The sequence below is a fragment of the Celeribacter litoreus genome (assembly GCF_020165855.1).
GTDB lineage: Bacteria > Pseudomonadota > Alphaproteobacteria > Rhodobacterales > Rhodobacteraceae > Celeribacter > Celeribacter litoreus.
This window is the reverse complement of sequence record NZ_JAIUFY010000005.1, coordinates 519,850-540,725: the sequence shown is the minus strand read 5'-3', so window position 1 is coordinate 540,725 and position 20,876 is coordinate 519,850. Positions and strand designations below refer to the sequence as shown.

General features: G+C 58.4%; 20 protein-coding genes. 6 read left to right on the top strand and 14 right to left on the bottom strand.

Annotated elements, in window-relative coordinates; translation table 11 throughout:
• Positions 1 to 11 precede the first annotated feature (11 nt).
• From atpA to LA304_RS04555, 3 genes are all read right to left on the bottom strand, one after another.
• On the bottom strand, positions 12 to 1,550 hold the full coding sequence (atpA, locus tag LA304_RS04565; protein ID WP_224501939.1) for a F0F1 ATP synthase subunit alpha: 1,539 nt from the start codon (positions 1,548 to 1,550) through the stop codon (positions 12 to 14).
• Positions 1,550 to 2,110 (bottom strand): F0F1 ATP synthase subunit delta, encoded by a 561-nt coding sequence (locus tag LA304_RS04560; RefSeq protein WP_224501938.1) that lies wholly within the window; start codon positions 2,108 to 2,110, stop codon positions 1,550 to 1,552. Before LA304_RS04560 ends, atpA begins: the two co-directional genes overlap by 1 nt.
• A gap of 442 nt (positions 2,111 to 2,552) precedes the next feature.
• The gene (locus tag LA304_RS04555; protein ID WP_224501937.1) at positions 2,553 to 3,302 is read right to left on the bottom strand and encodes a class I SAM-dependent methyltransferase; all 750 of its coding nucleotides are present in this window, start codon (positions 3,300 to 3,302) and stop codon (positions 2,553 to 2,555) included.
• 64 nt (positions 3,303 to 3,366) lie between these two features.
• Between LA304_RS04555 and gloB the strand changes: the two genes are divergently transcribed.
• The 3 genes from gloB (at position 3,367) to LA304_RS04540 (ending at position 7,830) form a co-directional block, all read left to right on the top strand.
• Complete coding sequence (gene gloB, locus LA304_RS04550) at positions 3,367 to 4,131, top strand: hydroxyacylglutathione hydrolase (protein ID WP_224501936.1); 765 nt, start codon at positions 3,367 to 3,369, stop codon at positions 4,129 to 4,131.
• A gap of 305 nt (positions 4,132 to 4,436) precedes the next feature.
• Positions 4,437 to 6,773, top strand: coding sequence for an ATP-dependent Clp protease ATP-binding subunit ClpA (clpA, locus tag LA304_RS04545; protein WP_224501935.1), 2,337 nt, complete (start codon positions 4,437 to 4,439; stop codon positions 6,771 to 6,773).
• Between the two features lie 154 nt (positions 6,774 to 6,927).
• Positions 6,928 to 7,830, top strand: a complete 903-nt coding sequence (locus LA304_RS04540) for a M23 family metallopeptidase (RefSeq protein WP_224501934.1) — start codon at positions 6,928 to 6,930, stop codon at positions 7,828 to 7,830.
• Positions 7,831 to 7,844: 14 nt separating this feature from the next.
• On the opposite strand, the gene LA304_RS04535 is transcribed toward LA304_RS04540, so the two are convergent.
• The 3 genes from LA304_RS04535 to LA304_RS04525 all read right to left on the bottom strand — a co-directional run bounded on the left by LA304_RS04535 (position 7,845) and on the right by LA304_RS04525 (position 11,280).
• Positions 7,845 to 9,467 carry a peptidoglycan -binding protein gene (locus tag LA304_RS04535; protein WP_224501933.1) on the bottom strand — a complete coding sequence of 541 codons (1,623 nt, stop codon included), beginning with the start codon at positions 9,465 to 9,467 and terminating at the stop codon, positions 7,845 to 7,847.
• Positions 9,467 to 10,630, bottom strand: coding sequence for a biopolymer transporter ExbB (locus LA304_RS04530; RefSeq protein ID WP_224501932.1), 1,164 nt, complete (start codon positions 10,628 to 10,630; stop codon positions 9,467 to 9,469). The genes LA304_RS04535 and LA304_RS04530 overlap by 1 nt, the downstream gene beginning before the upstream one ends.
• Positions 10,631 to 10,707: 77 nt before the next feature.
• Positions 10,708 to 11,280, bottom strand: coding sequence for a gamma-glutamylcyclotransferase (locus tag LA304_RS04525; RefSeq protein WP_224501931.1), 573 nt, complete (start codon positions 11,278 to 11,280; stop codon positions 10,708 to 10,710).
• A 91-nt stretch (positions 11,281 to 11,371) separates the two neighbouring features.
• On the opposite strand from LA304_RS04525, the gene LA304_RS04520 reads away from it, so the two are divergent.
• Positions 11,372 to 12,373: a DUF2125 domain-containing protein gene (locus LA304_RS04520; protein WP_224501930.1), complete on the top strand. Its 1,002-nt coding sequence runs from the start codon at positions 11,372 to 11,374 to the stop codon at positions 12,371 to 12,373.
• A 19-nt stretch (positions 12,374 to 12,392) separates the two neighbouring features.
• On the opposite strand, the gene LA304_RS04515 is transcribed toward LA304_RS04520, so the two are convergent.
• Together LA304_RS04515 and hisC are read right to left on the bottom strand one after the other, a co-directional pair.
• Positions 12,393 to 13,316, bottom strand: coding sequence for a prephenate/arogenate dehydrogenase family protein (locus LA304_RS04515; RefSeq protein ID WP_224501929.1), 924 nt, complete (start codon positions 13,314 to 13,316; stop codon positions 12,393 to 12,395).
• A complete protein-coding gene (gene hisC, locus LA304_RS04510; protein ID WP_224501928.1) occupies positions 13,309 to 14,403 on the bottom strand; it encodes a histidinol-phosphate transaminase in 1,095 nt (364 codons plus the stop codon). The genes LA304_RS04515 and hisC overlap by 8 nt, the downstream gene beginning before the upstream one ends.
• A gap of 309 nt (positions 14,404 to 14,712) precedes the next feature.
• On the opposite strand from hisC, the gene LA304_RS04505 reads away from it, so the two are divergent.
• Positions 14,713 to 15,354 carry a hypothetical protein gene (locus LA304_RS04505; RefSeq protein WP_224501927.1) on the top strand — a complete coding sequence of 214 codons (642 nt, stop codon included), beginning with the start codon at positions 14,713 to 14,715 and terminating at the stop codon, positions 15,352 to 15,354.
• Between the two features lie 75 nt (positions 15,355 to 15,429).
• Here the strand turns inward: LA304_RS04505 and rpsD are convergent, their stop codons facing one another.
• From rpsD to LA304_RS04480, 5 genes are all read right to left on the bottom strand, one after another.
• Entirely contained in the window at positions 15,430 to 16,050 is a 621-nt protein-coding gene (gene rpsD, locus LA304_RS04500; protein WP_224501926.1) for a 30S ribosomal protein S4, read from the bottom strand.
• A gap of 221 nt (positions 16,051 to 16,271) precedes the next feature.
• Positions 16,272 to 16,757, bottom strand: a complete 486-nt coding sequence (locus tag LA304_RS04495) for an aminoacyl-tRNA deacylase (RefSeq protein WP_224501925.1) — start codon at positions 16,755 to 16,757, stop codon at positions 16,272 to 16,274.
• 86 nt (positions 16,758 to 16,843) lie between these two features.
• The gene (locus LA304_RS04490) at positions 16,844 to 18,142 is read right to left on the bottom strand and encodes a TRAP transporter large permease (protein ID WP_224501924.1); all 1,299 of its coding nucleotides are present in this window, start codon (positions 18,140 to 18,142) and stop codon (positions 16,844 to 16,846) included.
• Positions 18,143 to 18,158: 16 nt separating this feature from the next.
• Positions 18,159 to 18,701, bottom strand: a complete 543-nt coding sequence (locus tag LA304_RS04485; protein WP_224501923.1) for a TRAP transporter small permease — start codon at positions 18,699 to 18,701, stop codon at positions 18,159 to 18,161.
• On the bottom strand, positions 18,685 to 19,701 hold the full coding sequence (locus tag LA304_RS04480; RefSeq protein WP_224501922.1) for a TRAP transporter substrate-binding protein: 1,017 nt from the start codon (positions 19,699 to 19,701) through the stop codon (positions 18,685 to 18,687). The genes LA304_RS04485 and LA304_RS04480 overlap by 17 nt, the downstream gene beginning before the upstream one ends.
• Positions 19,702 to 19,912: 211 nt before the next feature.
• On the opposite strand from LA304_RS04480, the gene LA304_RS04475 reads away from it, so the two are divergent.
• Positions 19,913 to 20,635: a GntR family transcriptional regulator gene (locus tag LA304_RS04475; RefSeq protein WP_224501921.1), complete on the top strand. Its 723-nt coding sequence runs from the start codon at positions 19,913 to 19,915 to the stop codon at positions 20,633 to 20,635.
• Between the two features lie 48 nt (positions 20,636 to 20,683).
• Here LA304_RS04475 and LA304_RS04470 read toward each other — a convergent pair whose 3' ends face one another.
• Positions 20,684 to 20,875 carry a 2-hydroxymuconate tautomerase gene (locus tag LA304_RS04470; RefSeq protein ID WP_224501920.1) on the bottom strand — a complete coding sequence of 64 codons (192 nt, stop codon included), beginning with the start codon at positions 20,873 to 20,875 and terminating at the stop codon, positions 20,684 to 20,686.
• Position 20,876 lies beyond the last annotated feature (1 nt).

Below are 20,876 nucleotides of genomic sequence, written 5' to 3'. Positions count from 1 at the left end.
TTCCTTCAGGATTAAGCGTAGGTTTTGGCGAATTCGTCCAGAACCGCTTTGAGTTTGTCAGCCGGCTCGCCTTTGATCTTCGGATCTTCGTTGGTGATCCAGTCGAGCACGTCTTTTTTCTGGCCGCGCAGGAACTCGAGGAGTTTCTGCTCGTATGCGCCAACTTCAGACACCGGAATGCTGTCCAGGTAGCCGTTGGTGCCTGCGAAGATGATGCAGACGATTTCGGCGTTGGTCAGCGGGGAGTACTGCGGCTGTTTCATCAGCTCGGTCAGACGCGCACCACGGTTCAGAAGTTTCTGAGTTGCGGCGTCGAGGTCGGAACCAAACTGAGCGAACGCTGCCATCTCACGGTACTGAGCGAGGGAGAGTTTCACCGGACCAGCAACGGAGGACATTGCCTTCGTCTGAGCCGAGGAACCCACGCGGGACACGGAGAGACCGGTGTTCACAGCCGGACGGATACCTTGGTAGAACAGCTCGGTTTCGAGGAAGATCTGACCGTCGGTGATGGAGATCACGTTGGTCGGAATAAACGCAGAAACGTCGCCGCCTTGGGTTTCGATGATCGGCAGAGCGGTCAGGGAGCCAGCACCGAAGTCTTCGTTCAGCTTCGCAGAACGCTCGAGCAGACGCGAGTGAAGGTAGAAAACGTCACCCGGGTAAGCTTCACGTCCCGGCGGACGGCGGAGAAGCAGGGACATCTGACGATAGGACACAGCCTGTTTGGACAGGTCATCGTAGATGATCAGAGCGTGACGGCCGTTGTCGCGGAAGTATTCAGCCATTGCGGTCGCGGCGTACGGTGCAAGGAACTGCATCGGAGCCGGATCGGAAGCGGTCGCTGCCACAACGATGGAGTATTCGATCGCGCCGGTTTCTTCGAGCTTCTTAACGAGCTGAGCAACGGTGGAACGCTTCTGGCCAACAGCAACGTAGACACAGTAGAGCTTCTTGCTCTCGTCGTCGCCTGCAGCTTCGTTGTAGGACTTCTGGTTGAGGATCGCGTCGAGCGCCACAGCGGTTTTACCGGTCTGACGGTCACCAATGATCAGCTCACGCTGGCCACGGCCGATCGGGATCATAGCGTCCACGGACTTGAGGCCGGTTGCCATCGGCTCGTGCACGGATTTACGCGGGATGATGCCCGGTGCTTTCACGTCAGCGATGCGACGCTCGGAGAATTCGATCGGGCCTTTGCCGTCGATCGGGTTGCCGAGACCATCAACGACGCGGCCGAGAAGACCTTCGCCAGCCGGCACGTCCACGATGGACTTGGTGCGCTTGACGGTGTCGCCTTCTTTAATGTCACGGTCGGAACCGAAGATAACCACACCAACATTGTCGGCTTCGAGGTTGAGTGCCATCCCGCGGATACCGCCGGGGAACTCGACCATCTCACCGGCCTGAACGTTATCGAGGCCGTACACACGTGCGATACCGTCACCGACGGAGAGCACGCGGCCCACTTCAGCAACTTCGGCCTCTTGGCCAAAGTTTTTAATCTGCTCCTTAAGGATCGCAGAAATTTCAGCTGCCTGGATTCCCATTATCCGACCTCTTTCATTGCATTCTGGAGGGAGTTGAGCTTGGAGGCGACCGACGTGTCGATCATCTTCGAGCCTACCTTAACGATAAGACCGCCGATGAGTTTCTCATCCACGGTCGCATTGATGGAGACAGTCTTCCCGAATTTCTCGGAAAGCGTCTTGGAGAGTTGGTCTACCTGCGCCGCAGTCAGCGCCTTGGCAGAGGTGACCTCGGCGGTCACTTCGCCGCGTTCTTCAGCCAGAAGCGCGTCAAGCGCAGCCACAAGTTGCGGCAGGATGAAGAGACGACGGTTTTGAGCCATCATTGCCAGAGTGTTGGTCAGGATCCCGGAGAGACCTGCCTTCTGGGCTACGGCTTTGATCGCGCCTTCAAGCTCTTCACGCGTGTAAATCGGCGAAGAAATCAGAGCGTTCAAGTCATTGCTTTCAGAGAGCGCTGTCGACAGCGTCGCCACGTCCCCCTCAAGCGCCGTGATGGCATTGCTTTCTTTGGCCAGTTCAAAAACGGCCGTTGCATAGCGTGCGGCGATGCCGCTGGAGATCGAAGCTGGTTCGGACACGTCCACCCTTCCGATGTCTTAGGGCCGGCCCCCGGTCACTGCCGCACATTGGACAGCATCAGGAACAGGCAGCTTGATTGACCCGCACAACGCGCGCAGGCAGCAAAATCAGAGCGGATGTAGCAGAGGACCATCATTGTCGCAACCGTGTTGAAACAGTTTAGCGCCAACAGCAATAAAGTTGCTTTGTAAACATTTCAGTAACTTAAAGGCATTCCGCCTACGCATGCGCAAAAAAATTTCTCTCTGGAAAACATTTGTTTCACGGATTCGTGCGATTCCGCGCCAATTGGGGCCGAATTGCAGTTTAAAGAGGATAGCGATAGCCGTGCCGCTGTCTCGCGCCACATGACGTGGATCGCAACGCCCCACCTGTGAGGGAATTAAAAGTGGTGCGCACCGATCCCGTTCAGTGGCGCACATGTCGCTGAACGGTCAGGTTCTAGATCGGCTTTACGCCCGGCACAGGGCGCAGCCCCTCAAGAACACCTGACGTGCGACGCGCAGCCTCGGGGCTGCCGGTGCCGGTTTTGGCGTAAACCTGTTTCGAGGCCTCAACGATCAGAACGCCGCCCGCCAGTCCGTTCGACAGCTTTTGTCCGACACGCTCCCATACCGGACCCCAGCGAAGCCAGAAACGGCGATGGGACGGAGGTTGAAACAAAACAACAGCCTGCCGCTCAGGCACAAAACGCGCACGGCGCAGCTGCGTTTCAAGCTGCCCTGCGCTGTAAGGGCGACCGTATCCAAAAGGTGTGTTATCAGAACGGGACCAGAGTCCGGCGCGGTTCGGAAGTACGAACATTGCCTTTCCACCAGGCCCGAGAACGCGCCAACACTCCTCCAAGAGTGCATCAGGGCTTTCCGTCGTCTCGAGCCCATGCATCACAATGAGTTTGTCCACCAATCCGGTTTGGATCGGCCATCGTGTCTCTGGCACGAGAGTAGACACGTTCGGCATTCCAGCCGGCCAGTGCATGACCCCCTGTTGATCAGGCATCAGGCCAACGACACGCCGCGCATCTGCGAGGAATGGCCGCAATAGCGGCACTGCGAAGCCGAACCCCGCGACAGTTTGGCGTTCTGCATTCGGCCAAAATTCCACAACCTGATTGCGGATCGCCCGCTGCGCGGCACGGCCCAACCCAGTGCGGTAATAGAAATTTCTTAACTCTACGACGTCGAGATGCATTGCAATCCGCAGCTAATCGCCCAATTGGTAATGGCAGCATAAACGCAAGACACGGGAGAATGCCATGCTAGAGATTGTGACCGTAGCCGCCCTGAGCGACAACTACGACTTTCTGGTGCGCGATCCCGCCTCCGGCCGCACAGCTCTCGTTGATGCCGCTGATCCAGCGCCCATCCTTGAAGAGCTGTCAAAACGGGGCTGGCAGCTCGATGAAATCTGGCTCACCCACCACCATTGGGACCATATCGATGGGGCGAATGGCATTGTCGAAGCGACTGGCGCCAAAATCACTGGGGCGAAAGCCGACGCGCACCGCCTTCCCCCGCTTACACGTGTGGTAGAACCGGGAATGTCTTTTGATTTTGCAGGACATAAAGTCGATGTCATGGCCGCCGATGGTCACACCGTGGGGCATGTAGCGTTCTATATTGAAAGCGCAAAGGCCCTGTTTACTGCAGACAGCCTGATGGCTCTCGGGTGTGGGCGCCTCTTCGAAGGCAGCGCAGAGCAGATGTGGGACACTCTGAGCAGCTTTGCCTCACTGCCAGACGAGACGGTTGTTTACTCCGGTCATGAATACACAGCATCGAATGCACGGTTCGCCTTGACGATTGAGCCTAACAACGCCGCTCTCAAGGCGCGCGCAGATGCCATCGCTGCCGCCCGTGAAAATGGTTTGCCAACGGTGCCTTCAGTCCTCTCTGAAGAAAAGGCCACGAATCCATTCATGCGAGCGGCTCTACCGGAGGTGAAAAGACTGTTGGGCATGGTTGATGCGCCGGATGCAGAGGTCTTTCGAGAAATCCGGGCGCGCAAAGACGCATTCTGAACACAGGCCGCTCGGGGCGGCCGTAATCAGAAAATGTTGAATCGTCAAAGCCTACGCGCGGCGTCTTGTTTCCGTGTCAAGAGTCCATATGTGAATCTGTAAGAAACCTATTGGACGGCCTCCGAAAGCGCTCAAAACTTGGCGCTCACGAAAAAATTCGACGGGTTTGACGATTTTCCCCTTGAAGCGCGAGCGTTTCGACCGAACCTTATAAGTATGAGGCCACGGTCATCTGTGCGGGGCCAAAGCTCCTGGCAGAACCGATCGCGCCCTCGAACAACCGACCGCGAAGGAGCACCCAGGACGTGCCATCATTTTCGAACACTCTTGAGCAAGCCATTCATGCAGCCTTGGCGCAGGCAAACGCCCGCCGCCACGAACTCGCCACGCTGGAACACCTCCTGCTGGCGTTGATCGACGAACCCGATGCCGCCCGCGTCATGCAGGCGTGCAACGTGGACCTCGAAGAACTTCGGAAAACGCTGCTGGATTACATCGAAGACGATCTCTCTACGCTCGTCACCGATGTGGAAGGCTCTGAAGCGGTTCCGACCGCCTCATTTCAACGCGTGATTCAACGTGCTGCGATTCACGTTCAATCGTCTGGCCGCACTGAAGTCACCGGCGCGAACGTCCTCGTGGCGATCTTTGCTGAACGCGAATCCAACGCAGCCTACTTCCTGCAAGAGCAGGACATGACCCGTTACGACGCGGTGAACTTCATCGCGCACGGTGTAGCGAAGGATCCGTCCTTTGGTGAACAGCGCCCGATCACCGGTGCCGACCAGAGCGAAGAAGAGCAAGCGCAAGCGACCCAGACCCAAGCGCCTGCTGAGGACAAAGAGTCCGCGCTCGCGAAATACTGTGTCGATCTGAACAAGAAGGCGATGAAGGGCGATGTCGATCCACTGATCGGTCGTGCGCACGAAGTCGAGCGCTGCATTCAGGTGCTCTGTCGCCGTCGCAAAAACAACCCGCTTCTCGTGGGCGATCCTGGCGTAGGTAAAACAGCCATTGCCGAAGGCCTCGCGAAGAAAATCGTAGATCACGAAACACCGGATGTTCTTGCGAACTCCACGATCTTCTCTCTCGACATGGGCGCCCTGCTTGCAGGCACTCGTTATCGCGGTGACTTCGAAGAACGGCTCAAAGCCGTCGTGAAAGAACTCGAAGATCATCCGGATGCGATTCTCTTCATAGATGAGATTCACACCGTGATCGGCGCCGGCGCGACCTCTGGTGGTGCCATGGACGCGTCGAACCTGCTCAAGCCTGCTCTGCAGGGTGGCAAACTGCGTTGCATGGGGTCTACGACTTACAAGGAATTCCGCCAGCACTTCGAGAAGGACCGCGCCCTGTCCCGTCGTTTCCAAAAGATCGACGTGAACGAGCCGTCCGTCGAAGATGCCGTGAAAATTCTCCAGGGTCTCAAACCCTACTTCGAAGAGCATCACGAAATCCGCTACACGAACGATGCGATCAAGACGGCCGTGGAACTGTCCGCGCGCTATATCCATGACCGCAAGCTGCCGGACAAAGCCATCGACGTGATCGACGAGGCAGGTGCCGCTCAACACCTCGTCGCCGAGAGCCGCCGCCGCAAAACGATCTCCCCGAAAGAGATTGAAGCTGTGGTCGCGAAAATCGCGCGCATTCCTCCGAAGAACGTCTCCAAAGACGATGCTGAGGTGCTCCGCGATCTCGAGGCGTCGCTCAAGCGAGTCGTGTTTGGTCAGGACAAAGCGATCGAGACTCTCAGCTCCGCCATCAAACTGGCGCGTGCGGGTCTGCGGGAACCACAGAAGCCGATCGGCAACTACCTCTTCGCCGGTCCGACCGGTGTCGGTAAAACCGAAGTTGCGAACCAGTTGGCCGCAACCTTGGGTGTCGAACTGCTCCGATTTGATATGTCGGAGTACATGGAGAAACACGCGGTATCGCGCCTCATCGGCGCACCTCCAGGCTATGTCGGCTTTGACCAAGGCGGTCTTCTGACAGACGGCGTTGATCAACACCCGCACTGTGTGCTCCTGCTTGATGAGATCGAGAAAGCTCACCCCGATGTCTACAACATCCTGCTGCAAGTGATGGATAACGGGAAGCTCACCGACCACAACGGTCGCACGGTCGACTTCCGCAACGTGATCCTGATCATGACCTCGAACGCAGGTGCTGCGGAACAGGCGAAAGAGGCCATTGGCTTCGGTCGCGACCGTCGCGAAGGTGAGGATACGGCCGCCATCGAACGGACCTTTACGCCGGAGTTCCGGAACCGTCTCGATGCCGTCGTTTCCTTCTCGCCGCTGCCGAAAGAAGTCATTCTTCAGGTGGTCGAGAAATTCGTGCTGCAGCTTGAGGCCCAACTCATGGACCGTAACGTGCACATCGAACTCACCCGCCCTGCCGCGGAATGGCTCGGTGACAAAGGCTACGACGACAAGATGGGCGCACGCCCGCTTGGCCGCGTGATTCAGGAATACCTGAAAAAGCCGCTCGCAGAAGAACTCCTCTTCGGCAAGCTGGCGAAGGGCGGTGTGGTCAAAGTCGGCGTCAAAGACGGCGAACTCGATCTCCGGATCGAAGAACCCGGCGCGCCGCAGATTGGCCGCTCGAAAAAGCCGCCTCTTCTGACCGCGGATTGATCCAGTCTGTAAGACGACGAAAAGCCCCGTTCCTTGACGGGGCTTTTTCTTTGCGCTTTCCTGACCTTCCCCGAGCCAAAGTGTTTTCATGAAAGCATATTTACTTTTTCCCCTTCTTTTCAGCGCAGTCCCTGCCCTCGCGCGGGACCCGATCTTGGCACCGCCATTGGATTGCGAGGACGGGACCTCTTGCTACATCCAGAACTACGTCGACACCGACCCAGGCCCGGGAGCCGCGGATTTCACCTGTGGGCCCCTGTCCTACGACGGCCACAAGGGCACTGATTTCGCGCTGCCCACGCGCCTAGAAGTCTGGCGCGGCGTTGACATTCATGCGGCCGCGCCCGGCACCGTATGGGCGACCCGCGATGGAATGGATGATTTCCCACAAGACACCGAGGGCGCTCCTGATGTATCGGGCAAAGAATGCGGCAATGGCGTCGTTATCGATCATGGGGACGGATGGCGTACGCAATACTGCCACATGAAAAAGGACTCCGTCCGCGTAGAACAGGGAGAGCGGGTGTCTACCGCCACCGTGCTCGGACAAATCGGGCTCTCCGGCCTAACAGAATTCCCGCACGTCCATTTTGAGGTACGCAAAGATGGCGCAGTCGTGGACCCTTTCAATCCCGAGGGTCTCATTTCCTGCGACGAACCGAAAGTTCTCGGAGGCACGCTTTGGGATCGCGGCATGATCTATCGAGCGGGAGGTCTCCTAGACGTCGGAATCGCGACAGACATTCCCGCATACGACAGTGTGAAGGCCGGCACGGCACACATGTCAGACGTTACTCCGGACAACCCTCCGCGCGTGGTTTTCGGCTTAGCTTTCGGCGGCAAAGCGGGCGACGTGATGCGGCTCACTCTCTTCGGCCCCGCGGGCGAAGTGTTCAGCGATGACCACGAACTTGAGAAACCGCAGGCTCAGTTCTTTCGCGCGGTGGGAACATACGCCGCAATAGATTGGCCAGCCGGACGTTATTGGGCGACCGTAGAGATGATGCGGGACGGGATGGAGATCGACCGCGGAGAAATTTCTGTCGAGCTCAAATAGCCCCGCAAAGCGGTCTATTTTTCCGTGAGTTTGAGTTCGATCCGCCGGTTTAGTGCGAGTGCCTCGGGAGCGTCCCCAATGGCCACAGGCTGGAATTCCCCAAAGCCCGCAGCAACGAGGCGCGATGGATCGAACCCGAGATCTTCGACCATGTAGCGCACAACTGATAGCGCTCGGGCCTGACTGAGTTCCCAGTTGTCACGGTAGACGCCCGCGCCGGAGAGCGGCGTCTTATCGGTATGCCCGTCCACACGAATGACCCAATCGATCTCCGGCGGAATTTCTGCCGCAACTTCGGCCAGCGTATTCGCGACGCGCGCGATCTGGGCCTTCCCGCCATCACCGAGGTCCGCAGACGCCGGTTCAAACAAAACCTCGGAGCTAAAGACAAACCGATCCCCGACGATCCGAACGCCTTCGCGGTCACCCAAAATCTCGCGCAGACGCCCGAAGAATTCGGAGCGGTAGTTCTGAAGCGATTTCGCCTCTTCCTCCAACCGACGGCGTTCTGCCTCTTCAAGAGCAGCTCGCGCACGCTCCTCGGCGGCCACTTGCGCCAAAGCCGAATTGAGCCTTTGTGTCAGGCTATCGATTTGCACCTCGTTGTCGCGGTCCTTTGCCTCCCGAACGTCGATAGTTGCTTGCAGTGCGGCGAGTTGATCGCGCATTTGGGCAATCTGCGCATTCAGGAGGGAAATCTTGCGCTCCCCCTCTGCGGACAGGGCCTCTTCGCTCGTCAACTGCTCCTGAACAAGCGCGAGAAGGGCCGCCTGTCTCTCTCTCTCCGTGATTTCCGTATCAAGCTGCTCTTGCAATGTATCCCGCGCAGAGCGCGCCGCAGCCAGAAGCGTCAGCGTGTCCTCGGCATCCTTCCGCACGGCTTCGAGCGCGAGGGTCATCGCTGTCAGTTCTTCCTGCGAGGATTTGAACCGCTCCTGCAGGGCCTCCAACGCTGCCGCGTCAGCGATGCGATCCTGCTCCGCCTGCGATAGTTGGCTGCGCGCCTCCCCCAAGGCGAGTTCCCGCACTTCCGCTTCGTCCCGCAACTCCGCAACGAGCGCTTCGAGCGCCTCACGCCGCGCAGCAGCCAAGCGTGCTGTCTCCGTTGCGGCATCAATTTCGTCCCTCGCTTTTGCGAGCGCAAGTTGAGCGGCTTCCTGTTCGCTGATGAGTTGCGCTTTCGCGGCTTCCAAATCCTCGATCTGGGCGGCAAGTTGCGCGCCCTCGGTCAGAGCAGCGTCCCGCTCCGCAAGAAGGCTTGCAACTTGCGCCTCGAAACTCGCAATCCGTGTTGTCAGCTGGGCGTTTTGGGCCGTTAGCGAATTGATCTGTGCCGCTTGCGCCTCCGCAGTCGCGCGGGCCTCTGTCAGTGTCGCCTGCAGGGCCCCCACCTGCCCCTCAAGACCACTGCTTCGCTGTTGCTCAAGCCCAAGCGCCTGCGCGAGCGCCGCAACTTCGGCACCGAGCGCCTCAAGCTCATGTTCCTGTCCGGAAATCGTGTCGCGGAGCATGGATTGCACGACCATGAAGATTGTGAGCACAAACATCAGCACCAGCAAAAGCGCCGTCATCGCATCCACGAAACCCGGCCAGATCGAGCCGGACATACGATGAGAGGCGCGGCGCAAGACGGCCATTACGCGTCCTTAGCGCCGAGTTCCCTCAGCGCACGGCTCACGCCCGCAATCTCGGCACGCACCTCGGCCATGCTTTCCTGCCGCCCGGCAGAGAGTTCTTCGAGAATGCGGAGCAACTGGACATCGATAGAGCGCAAGCGCATCCTACTCTCTGCGTCGATAGCCTCTGACTGGCTTTGCACCATCAGTTGTTCGAGCAACCGTTCCTGCCCTTCGGCAACCCGCGCCAGAACCGCACTGGTTTGGGTATCGCCTTCGAGATGGGTCATCATCCTCGACACCGCGTCACTCAACTCGCCGACCTGTGTTTGAACAGCCGTCCGCGCCGCTTCGGTCCGCGCGAAGAGATCGCTTAGCCCTTCCATCTGATCGGACATGTGATCAAGGATGGTCGCAACAACGCTTCCTTCGCCACTTTCGCTCTCTGCGGCAAAGCCGATGCGAGTGATCGTCGAGAGCCATTCTTCAAGTTCACGGAAAAAGCGGTTCTGTCCGTGGGAGGCGAAGAGTTCGAGCATCCCGACGACCAGAGACCCCGCAAGGCCCAGAAGTGAGGAGGCAAACGCCGTGCCCATTCCGCCAAGCTGGCTTTCGAGACCGGTCATCAACTGCCCGAGGGTATCGCTCACATCCGCACCTTCCTCAGGAGAGAGCGAGCGGATCGTGTCGACAAGCGCCGGAACTGTCGTCGCAAGGCCATAGAACGTCCCGAGAAGGCCAAGGAAAATCAAAAGGTTGGAAATATACCGCGTGATGTCGCGGGCTTCATCGATGCGTGTCGCCACAGAATCGAGGATGGAGCGCGCGGAGGTCGCGGAAATCTGGCTCTTTGCTCCACGGCCACGCAGAAGCGCTGCAAGCGGGGCGAGCAAGCGCGGGGCTTTCTTGCCGCTGACCTGTGGACGTTGGCCGGAGAACCGTTCGATCCAGTTCACGGACGCGACGAGCTGCACCACCTGCAGAAAACACGCGAGAATACCGATGATGAAGACAATCGCGATAAACCCGTTGAGATACAGGTTCGCTAGGAAAACGGGGCCAACACGCGGCAGCGCCACAAACAGTCCAAACCCAACGAGTCCGAGGACGATGATCATCAAAGTGATCTGTCGCACAGGTTGGGAAAAGTATTTCAGCTCGGCCTTGAGATCGGGTTGGTCCATGGACGTCCTGACCAGTTGAGGAATTCGGCCCCACGATAGGGGCTATAACCTCATCTGCCAACACGCGATTTTGTGAATCACGTCGCGCACTTATGTCGAACCATCTCAGAGAGTTGTGTGAGTTCCGGATCTTCCATCCCGAGTTCCGCGAGATGCATCGCCGTTGAGAACAGATACTCCGTATTCGGCCCGCGACCGCCTGTTGCACGCGCGATAACTTCAGCCTGTTCATCGAGACTGAGCGCGCCCGTGTATTGTTCGTGCGCGGTATCCACCACATAGGCCAAGGCCTCGACTGTGCGCCCGTCTTCGAGATGCAGGGTTTCCTGCCGCTCGAGATACGCCGAAGACACCAGCTCCCGCTCGCGCAAATCCTCGAGCGCCTTTGCCGCAACCTCAGGACCAATCCGGAAGGCCAATCCATGACAGCATTGTCCTGCAACCGCATCAAGCGCGAGGACGAGACCGGGTTCTTCAGGTGTCCCGCGATGATGGATAGACCACATACAGAATGACCGGGCATAGTCTTCCAGTCGCGCCGGCACGCGCTCCACGAACTCGAAACCGGGGTTCCACATCAGCGATCCGTAGCCGAACACCCAAAAGCCATGCGTGCTCAGCTCTTCCGACATTGTGATCGTTCGTGTCATCTGCGGTCTTCCCTCGGTTTTCTGCGCCCGTTAAACACGTCGCAACGCGGCAATGCAAAGGCCGAAAACGAGAATTGTCGAGGACGACGTCATGCGCAAGGTACTCTGGCTCCTTCTGACCGCTGTGGTGCTTTACTTCGGATACTGGATGATCGGCGCAAAGGGCACCGAGGCAGCGATCTCCGAATGGATTGCGGCGCGCGAACGTGAGGGATGGCAAGCCGAGGTCGCCGAGATCGAGACCAAGGGCTTTCCGCTCCGGTTTGACACGGAAATCGTCGAACCCCGTTTTGCCGATCCGCGCACGGGAGCCGCGTTTTCCACCCCGCGTCTCGAGATTCTGAGCGAAAGCCACCGCCCGACACGGTTCACCGCGCGCCTCGCCAATGAAGTCACCCTCGCCTCTCCGTATCAGCGGCTCGAGATCACTCAGGACATGGCAGAGGCTGATCTCTTCGTCGCCCCTGGCCCCAATCTCACGCTTGAGCGCGCTGCGACGCGTATTGAGGGGTTCACCCTCGCGTCGACACTCGATTGGGGACTGACGATTGACAGGGCAGAGATCATGAGCGAGCAGCGCGCCGATGCGCCTCTGACGCATGACATCACGATCCGCGCCGCGGGTGTGGAACCGACCGGGGGCCTCCTAGAGCAACTCGACCCCGAGGGGCTTTTGTCCGACAGCCTCGACGTTGCGGACGTTAAAATTGCAGCAAGTTTTGACTCAGCGTGGGACATTCATGCGCTGGAGGGGCCGCGCCCTCAGCCGACACGGGTCGAGATTGAAACGCTCTCGCTCGACTGGGGCAGCCTCTCGCTCAAGGTCGCGGGTGAGTTTGCTGTGGACACACGCGGCTACCCCAACGGCACAATTGCGATCAAGGCCGTTAACTGGCGTGAAATGATTGAACTGGCCGTCGCATCAGGCGCGATCCCGCCCGACATGAGCAATCTGGCGATGCGGGCGGGTCAGATGCTCGCCAACATGTCAGGTCGCAAGGACACGATTGACGCCGAACTCACGTTGAAAAACGGCATGATCTCGATGGGTTTCATTCCGCTTGGGCCGGCACCCAAGATCGCGCTGCGCTGAGACCGCAAATCCGAAGACCTCAGGAGCCTTTCTTGGAACGGCCGAAATCCGGTGCATCTGTATCCTGTCCGGCCTCGATGATGCCTCGACGAATGGCGCGGGTCCGCGTGAAATAGTCATGCAGATGATCACCGTCGCCCGTGCGGATCGCACGTTGCAGGGCAAAGAGTTCCTCGGTGAAACGCCCGAGGATTTCGAGCGCTGCGTCTTTGTTCGTCAAGAACACATCACGCCACATGGTCGGATCTGACGCGGCGATACGCGTGAAATCACGGAAACCAGCGGCCGAGAACTTGATCACTTCCTGATCCGTCACGCGACGCAGATCGTCGGCGACGCCAACCATGGTGTAGGCGATCAGGTGCGGGACGTGAGACACGACGGCACACACGGTATCGTGGTGCTCCGGATCCATGCGTTCGGTATTGGCCCCCAGTGCCGCCCAGAAATCTTCGAGCTTTTTGACTTCGCCTTCATCCGCGCCCTCGGGTGGGACAATCAGGCACCAACGATTGTCGAAAAGTTCTGCGAAACCGGAGCGCGGACCGGAATGCTCTGTGCCTGCCATCGGGTGCGCGCCAATAAAATCGACGCCGTCCGGCAGATGCGGCATTACGGCGTCAAGGACCGACTTTTTGACGGAGCCAACGTCTGTGACAATCGCGCCGGGCTTCAGCGCACCGGCGATCTCTTGCATCACGGCTTCCATCGCGCCGACGGGCACGGCGAGCACGATGAGATCAGCCTCTTCGACGGCTTCCGCAGCCGTCTCGCAGACGCGATCCACAAGACCGATTTCACGTGCCGTATCCCGCGTTGCTTGGGAGCGGGCATAACCGGTGATGTCACCGACCACGCCAGCGCGGCGCATGGCCAACGACATGGACCCCGCGATGAGGCCAAGGCCAATCAGGGCAACGCGGTTGTAGATCACATCAGACACCAACCTGAGCCTCGCGGAAACGGCCAATCGTATGCGCAACACGACGACAGGACGCCTCGTCACCCACTGTGATGCGCAGGCAGTTCGGCAGACCGTAACCTGAGACGCGGCGCACAATGATGCCGTTTTCTTTCAGGAACTCGTCGCAGGCACCGGCCTCTTCCTCGTTCAGGAAGCGCGCCAAAATAAAGTTCGCACAGGACGTGTCGGACGGGATGCCAAGCTCCATGAGAGCCTCCGCAAGCCACGCGCGCAGTCGGGTGTTGTCCTCACGGCATTTCTCAACCCAGTCGCGATCCTTCACAGCCGCTTCAGCAGCCGCGAGTTGCGGCTCCGAGAGGTTGAACGGACCGCGTACGCGGTTCAGCACGTCAATGATTTCCTGCGGGCCGTAGCCCCAACCAACACGCACACCACCAAGACCGTAGATCTTCGAGAAGGTGCGCGTCATCACGACGTTGTCCCGCGCCTCAACGAGCGCAGCGCCACCGTCAAACCCTTCGACGAACTCGGCATAGGCCCCATCAAGCACGAGGAGCGTGTGGCTCGGGATTTCCGACGCCAGACGGGCGATCTCACGCTGACCGATCATGGTCCCCGTCGGGTTCGCAGGGTTGGCGATGAAGATCAGCTTTGTGTTCTCATTGCAGGCCGCAAGGATCGCATCAACATTTACGACGCGCTCATGTTCCGGCACACAGATCGGCGTCGCGCCAGCCGCGCGGGCCGAGATTTTGTACATGGAGAAGCCGTGCTCGGTGTAGATCACCTCGTCGCCGACACCCGCATAAGCTTGGCACAAGAAGGTGATGATCTCGTCCGAGCCGACACCACAGATCACGCGGGATGCATCAAGACCATGCACCTCGGCAATCGCGGTCCGCAGAGCCGTGTGATCCGTGTTGGGATAACGATGCAGGTTGTGCGCAGCCTTCGCAAAAGCCGTCTTTGCACTTTCCGGCGCCCCGAACGGGTTCTCGTTCGAGGACAGCTTGATTACATTATCAACACCCTGAACATGGCTCGCGCCACCCTGATAAAGAGTGATGTCGAGAATACCGGGTTGCGGTTCAATCAAACGGGTCATGTATCCACTCGTCCTAGATTTGCCCGCCACTCTTAGCGCCCTGCTGCGCCCATGACCAGAGAAGAGAATAGGCTCTCATGCCCTCCCCGCGCTTTTGTTGCCTCCGCGCGTCAATTGGGTGCTCTGCTGCGTGAAGTGCGCCGGAATTTCACCCTTTAGGAGCACCAGAATAAGCGCGTTTTTTCAGAGGATTTCGTCAATTTCAGAGACCTCACGAAATCATCTACGACCCCAAAAATTAGGTCCGACTCGGACTTAATGTTATACTTTGGTCTTAAATCTCACATCTGAGGTACGGGAGGACACCAGATGAAACGCAGATATTCACGCAAATTCAAACACCACATCTTCGGCTTGGGCACCGCTGTCACGTTGATCGCGGCACCGATCGGAGCCACCGCACAGGGTGTTTTGACGGACGGATGGACGGGGCCAGTCGCAATGGACGGACACACGCTCGACCACGCGATGGCCGCGCTTAATGAGTTCGTCGCAACCAAGCAGGCCCAGAGCGATATGATGGCTTCGCTCCATGAGGCCCCGTCCGGCGACTTCGCAGAGGTCGCGCTTGCAAGTGCGCGCACGCCACTCGACCGGTCCGAGTTTGAACTCAACAGCTTCGGATGGCCAATCAGCGGCGGCATGTCGCTCGACCAGCATCTCGTCGCCTTCAACGAAGACATGTCAGAGCGCGGCGACAGTTTGTTCCTAAAGATTGCGCGTGCCGAAGCAGACACGAACCTCGATTTCGGCACGGTGGCATCCGATGTCCATCTCGGCGCAATCGACGGCGGACGCATTTACGACGATGTTACCCTCGACCAAGAGATGATCTCACTGCGCGAAGGCATGCGTGAGTTCGATGATCGCCTGTCGCGGCTGTCGCGTTCTGTGCCCGACGTCACGGGCACCTCGTTCGACCGGTATGTGGAGTCGCTCGCCCTCTTCTAACGACACCACACAACAACACGAAAAAGGCCGCCCACTTGGGCGGCCTTTCGTAATTCTTCGATTTTCGGCTCAGACTTAGTTCTGAGCGTAGAATTCGATGACGAGGTTCGGTTCCATCTGCACAGCGAACGGGACGTCAGAGAGGCCCGGAGTGCGAACGAAGGTTGCGGTCATCTTGGAGTGGTCGGCGTCGATGTAGTCAGGAACATCACGCTCGGTCAGTTGAGCAGCTTCGAGAACGATTGCGAGTTGCTTGGACTTCGCACGAACTTCAACAACGTCACCCTCTTTCACGCGGTAGGACGGGATGTTGACGCGCTGGCCGTTCACGAGAACGTGGCCGTGGTTCACGAACTGACGTGCCGCGAACACGGTCGGAACGAATTTCGCACGGTACACGACAGCGTCCAGACGGGACTCGAGCAGACCGATGAGGTTCTCGCCGGTATCACCTTTCATACGCTCAGCGTCAGCGAAGATGCGACGGAACTGTTTCTCGGTGAGATCGCCGTAGTGACCTTTGAGTTTTTGCTTGGCGCGGAGCTGCAGACCGAAGTCGGAGAGCTTGCCCTTGCGGCGCTGACCGTGCTGGCCCGGGCCGTATTCACGACGGTTAACCGGGGACTTCGGACGGCCCCAGATGTTTTCGCCCATGCGGCGGTCGATTTTGTACTTGGCAGACGTGCGTTTGGTCACGATCTGGATCCTTTCAGTTTGTATGAAAGGTGCTGTCCTTTCCGTCGGGCTTCTTCCCTCGGGCGACAGGTCATCCCCTTGCGGGGGCCACCAACACCAAATAGTCAACCGGCGCACATTTCTGCACACCGGATGGCGGGCTTATACAGCGGGGAAAGACAGAGTCAAGCGCTCCGGAGCCAAATTCGGCGACCTTGACGACAAGGACCGCAAAGACCGCCCTACTTTGCCTCCGCACACACCTCGGCAGCGGTCGCACCGAGTGCCGAAATGGCCGCATCGACCAAAAGCACGACCATCATCCCACGTTTTCCGCCGTTGATCACGACCTGCCCATGCGCGGGCACCCCGCTCGCATCAATCACAATGGGCACACGCCGTTTCTGCCCAAACGGGCTGATCCCGCCGGTATGAAACCCTGTGAGCCGCTCGGCCTTTGCAGGCTCCATCATCTGCGCGGACTTCCCGCCCAGAGCTTTCGCGAGCTTTTTCATCGACAGCGATGCGTTTGACGGGATCACAGCACAAGCAGGCTTGCCATCCAGTTCGACCATCAGCGTCTTGAGCACGCGTTCTGGCGGCCAGCCGATCGACGCAGCCGCGTGAAGACCAATCGGCCCCTCCCCGCCGCCATACTCATATTCGAAAATCTCGTATGAGACGCCCGCAGAATCGAGAAAACGGGTGGCTGGTGTCGCTGTGCTCATGATCAAAGGCTCCGCTCGTTACGCGGTGTATAAAAGGGCTCCCGCTCTCACGGAAGCCCTCTCAACTTGTCACCTTCAGATACTCGCTACATCAAACTCGGCAGCCACAGCGCAATCGACGGGAACACCAGCAAGAGACCAATCCGCACGATATCGATGGCGATGAACGGCACGAGACCACGGTAGATGGTTGTCAGACCGATATCCCTTTCCACCGAATTGATGACGAAGACGTTCATCCCAATAGGCGGCGTGATCAGGCCAAGTTCGATTGCCATGACGACCATCACACCGAACCAGATCGGATCAAACCCGAGACCGGTTACCACGGGAAACAGGATCGGAACCGTCAGCACAACCATCGCCATCGAGTCGAGGACACATCCGAGCACTAGATAGAGAATAAGGATCAGCACCATAATCCCATGCGGCCCGAGCGGTAGCGACGTCAGATACTCCGCCACCTGCTGCGGTGCACGGGTGATCGCGAGGAAATAGGAGAATAGCAGCGCCCCAATGAAGACGAAGAAGATCGAGATCGAAATCCGCAGACTGTCGACGAGACAGAACTTGATATCTTCCCAGTTCAGGCGGCGGCGCGCGAGACCGATTACGAGGGCGCCTACTGCGCCGAGCGAAGCGGCCTCGGTTGGCGTCACAACACCAGCGTAGATGCCTCCGACGACCAACAGGAAGAGAAGCGCAATCGCCCACACGTCCCGCAGGGATCTGAACCGCTCCGGCCAGCCTTGCTTTTCACCCACCGGCATTTCATCGGGACGCATGTAAGAGATCGCAGTCACGGTGAGCATATACAAGGCGACGGCGAGCAGCCCCGGAACGAGGCCCGCGATGAACAGCTTGCCAATATCCTGCTCAGTGATGATCCCGTAGACCGCGAGCACGATCGACGGCGGGATCAGGATGCCGACGGTGCCGCCCGCTGCAATGACGCCAGAGGACACCGAATCCGAATATCCGACCCGGCGCATCTCCGGCAAAGCAACCTTGGTGAGCGTAGCAGCCGTGGCGATGGAGGACCCGGAGATGGCGGCGAAACCTGCACAGGACGCAATCGTCGAAAGAGCAAGCCCGCCGCGCCGATGACCAAGCCAGGCACCGGCCGCTCGGAACAGTTCGTGGCTCATGCCAGAGCGGGTCGCAAAAGCTCCCATCAGGATGAACATCGGAATCATCCCGAGGTGATAGGTTGTTGCTGTTGAAAGCGGTGAGAGTGAGACGAGGCGCAGCGCCTGCGACGGGCCGACAACCGCCGCGAAGCCTCCGATGCCCACAAGGCTCATAGCAATCGCAATCGGCACGCGAATGGCCATCATGAGAAACAGGGCAATAAAGCCCACGATCATCACGGTTTCCCGATCCATTTTGACCTCTTTATCTTTATTCTTCTACGGCGCGGGCCTGAGTGTCCGCATGCGCCGTCGGCGTGTTGCCTGTCAGGATCAGCCAGAGCCGCAATGCCGTCGTGAGCGTCGCAAGTCCGGCTCCGATCACCATGAGCCAATAGGCTGGCCAGATCTCGAACCGCAAATCGTAGGAATGCTCACCCGTCGCATACACATCCTGAGCATTCTTCGACATCATCATGGTCAGCACTCCAAACGAGATGAGCACCAGTGTCGTCGAGATCATGTCCATCACCTTACGGAACACCTTGCCGGCCATCTCATAGAGAAGATCGACTGCGATATGGCTGCCTGTATAATTGACCGTCGCCACGCCCCAGAAGATCGCAACCCCGAGCGCCAAACGACCAATATCGTGACTGTCAGGGATCGGCGCGGAGAATGCATAGCGCATGACGGCTGAGCCGAACGCCAGCAAGGTGACCAACCCCATCAGAAAGGCTGCGGCGGTTTCCACCCAGCCGGAGATGGTGCGGAGCCCGAAGGCTCCGCTTTTCGTTTTAGAACTTTGCGTCATGAGCTTCGAGACGCTCCACAAAAGAGTTGTAGATCGCATCTGCGTCGAGTCCCTTGGCCGTCACAGAGGCTTTCCAGTCATCGAGAAGGAAGGCAGACGCCTCTTTCCATTCCGTCAACTCTTCGTCCGAGAGTGCAAGCACGTGATGATCCGGGCTTTCTTCGAAAAGACGTTTGCCCTCATTGTCGAACTCGACCCAACCTGACGCAATCTTTGCACCCCACTGCGGCGAGCAGTGATCATCGATAACTGCCTGCTGGCGCTCTGAGAGGCTCTCGTAACGGTCTTTGTTCATCGCGATGATAAAATTTGTCACGTAGAGCGGCATATCCGGATGGTAATGGACAACATCGTCCATGCCGAAGATCGAAATCGACCGCCACGGGAAGGTAATGCCATCAGCGGCGCCGCGCTCGATCACTTCACGAGCCTCGGACGGGCCAACCTGAACAGAAGAGCCACCCATGCTCTGCACGAGGCGACCGATGGTGCCGTTTGCCGGACGGATAGTCATGCCTTTCATATCGGCCGGAACGCGAATTTCCTCGGCGGAGTGCAACGTGCCCGGATCGTGCAGATGCACGACGCAGAACTTCACATCGCCCATCTCTTGCTCTTTGTACTCAGCATACCACTCGTTCATAGCTTCGGTGCCGCCGAGGCCGGATTTGATGAAGAACGGCAATTCGCCCAGCGCCATGATCGGGAAACGACCAGGCGTGTGGCCCGGGTTTGCCCAAACAAAGTCGGCTATGCCGAATTTGGCAATGTCATACTCGTCCTCTGCCTTGCCGAGCTGACCAGCCGGAAAAAAGCTGATGTCGAGCGTCCCGCTCGAGGCTTCGCGAATGCTGTCGGCCCAGACCTGAAAGCCCTGGGAATGCAGGGGGTGCTGCGTCGGCAAGTCATGTGAAAAGCTCATTTCCACAACTTTGTCTTCCGCCACCGCGGCGGTTGTCAAAAGCGCAGCACTCATCGCGCCGGCAAGCCAGTATTTCATAGTATCTCCTCCACTATTGGGTCGCTGATGGCCCCTCGCCATGTCACGACTCCTCCTCGCGATTAGACCTTACGACACAAAAACGATACGTCAAATAAAAATCGTTTATTTTTTTATTTCCGTCAAAAGCGCCTCATCCTCGACATTTTGATTGCGGAGTGGCAATGCTAGTGAAAGCAATACTAATTCATGAACCCAAGGCCGTATACACATGCCGAACTCCTTGCCCATGGGCGAAAATTCCACTTCGGGAAGCTCCGCAGAGACGAGCAAAAAGACCGCCATCCAAACGGTCCATGAAAAGCTGCGGGAACGGGTCATCTCGGGCGAACTCGCCCCTGGAGAGCGGCTGCACGTCGACAAACTGCGTCAGGAGTTCGGTGTTTCGACGTCCACAATGCGCGAGGCCATCTCGCGTTTGCTGATCGACACGCTCGTCAGCTCGGAACAACAACGCGGTTTTCGGGTCGCGCCTTTGTCGCTCAAGGATTTTCGGGACATCACCGACACACGGAAGCTGATCGAAGCTGAGGCGCTCCGCATATCTCTCGCGAACCGTGACGAGGCCTGGGAGGCCGATCTCGTCTCCGCCTATCACCGTCTCTCACGTATCGAAGAGCGCCTGATCGGTCAGGACAAAGCGGAATTCGCCAACGACTGGGACGAATGGAACGCGAACTTCCATGACTGCCTTGTCCAGAATTGCGACAACGCTTGGCTCAAACGGTTCCGCCGGACGCTGCACCAGCACTCCTACCGCTACCACCGACGTCTCGTGCGCGACCATTCGCTGCGACGGGACGTGCGGGAAGAGCATAAGGGCATTTTTGATGCGGCCATCGATGGCGACGTCGAAACATGCGTCGCGCGCATCGAGGCGCATATCGAGAAGTCCTACACAGACCTCATAGAACAGCACGACTTGTCTGACTAAGAAAAGCCATCGACCGGGCGCAGAACGCCCGATCGCCTCTTTAGATCGCTAGTCCTTCGTGACGAACTTCTGTTTTCCGGCGACGCCCCAGTTTTCTTTGGGGACCTCGCGGATACAGACACGGATCGCCTCAATCGGCGCACCGATGGCTTCGACGGTTGCGTCCGTCACCTTTTCGATCAGTCGCGCCTTCGCCTCTGGCGTGCGGCCTTCGACGAGCGTCACTTCAATAAACGGCATC